1 protein-coding gene and 1 pseudogene are annotated in these 1,558 nt (G+C 66.0%); both read right to left on the bottom strand.

The window, feature by feature from the left end; translation table 11 throughout:
* Nucleotides 1-348: 348 nt before the first annotated feature.
* Nucleotides 349-1,165 (bottom strand): annotated as a pseudogene (locus ACZ66Z_RS36705) (IS5 family transposase).
* A 62-nt stretch (nucleotides 1,166-1,227) separates the two neighbouring features.
* The coding region (locus ACZ66Z_RS36700) for a transposase (RefSeq protein WP_469940318.1) at nucleotides 1,228-1,558 on the bottom strand (331 nt) is incomplete at its 5' end.

Genomic DNA, 1,558 nt, shown 5'->3' with positions numbered 1-1,558 from the left:
TACCGCAGCGACCTCATAGACGGCTGCCTCGCCGAGACTGGCCTGATCATCAGACCCGCCTGAACCCAGCGACATCACGAGTTCAACCTCAGTAAGAGCGCAAGTTCGTCCTGCCGCCCGTCCGGTGTCAGCACACAGAGCTCATACCGTAAAATGATCTTCGGTGATAGATCATGGTGGCGCGATGCATCTCCACGAACTGCCGGATCCCGAGCGGGATTTCATCCGGCCGTTGTTACCTGAGTCGTGGGGCCGGAGGCCGCTGCATGACCGCGGGATCCTGAACGGGATCGTGTGGTAGCCCCGAACCGGGACGGCCTGGCGGGTTGTGCCCAATAAGACCGTGTCCTATGTGGTGAGGCGGAGGAGTCGTTTGTAGCAGCAGAGGGTGGCGGCGAGGCCGAGGAAGTCCAGGTAGTTGCGGGGATGGCGTTCGTATCGGTGGTTGAGCCGGCGGTAGCCGGTCAGCCAGGACATGGTCCGCTCGATCACCCATCTGCGGCGGCCGAGTCGTTCGCTGGACTCGATGCCCTTGCGGGCGATGCGGACTCCGATCCGTTTGCCGCGGAGCCATTTCCGCAGTTCAGGTATGTCGTAGGCCTTGTCGGCGTGCAGACGCTGGGGTTTGAAGTGACGGCCGCGGTGAGGGTCGTGTCTCGTTTGGTGACCGAGCACCATGGGCTTGAGGGCCTGGCTGTCGTGGGTGTTGGCGGCCGAGAGGCCGACAGTGAGGGGCAGTCCGTTCGCGTCCGACAGGACGTGCATCGTGGAACCCGGCTTGCCCCGGTCCACGGGGCTCGGGCCGGTGAGTTCGCCCCTTTTTTCGCCCTGACGCGGGCGGAGTCGAGGACCGCCCGGGACAGGTCGAGCAGCCGGCGTCGTCGAGCCGGTGCAGGATCTCCTCGTGCAGCCGGCCCCACACCCCGGCCCGGGACCAGATCAGGAACCGGCGATGGGCCGTGGACTTCGAAACCCCGAAGCACGGCGGCAGGGCCCGCCAGGCGCAGCCGGAGACCAGGACGTAGATGATCGCGGCGAACAGCGTCTCATCAGGCGTGTCCGGCGTCCCGCCGCCCTGCGGCCGCACCCTGGGCGGCGGGATCAGCGGCTTCGCGATCTCCCACAGCCCGTCCGGAACAATCCAACTCCACGTACCCCGCCCCATAAACTGCCCAACGACCGCCTCACCACAGGACACGGTCTTAGAGGTCGTTTTCGCCCGATGTTTCATCCCGGGATGGGTTGTTCTGTGGTCTTCTTCGGGTCGCGCCAGGAAATGGTGTTCTCGCCGGTGAGGCGGCAGGCCATGAGGCCGGTCATCGAGAGGTGGATCATGGCTTCGGAGCGGGTGGGCAGGGTCTCGTAGTCGCGGGCCAGGCGGCGGTTCAGCATGAGCCAGCCATAGGTCCGCTCCACCGCCCATCGTTTCGGGATCGGGGTGAAGCCCCTGGTCCCGGGCTTGTGGGCGATGACCTGCATGTCAATGCCGAGGGTGGCGGCATGCTCGACGAGGTGCTGGCGGTAGCCGCCGTCGACCCACACCTTGCGGACCCGGGGG

The organism is Streptomyces sp. NPDC107498, assembly GCF_055582805.1.
Note: the sequence above shows the minus strand (reverse complement) of the source record. Positions and strands in the feature narration are given on the sequence as shown.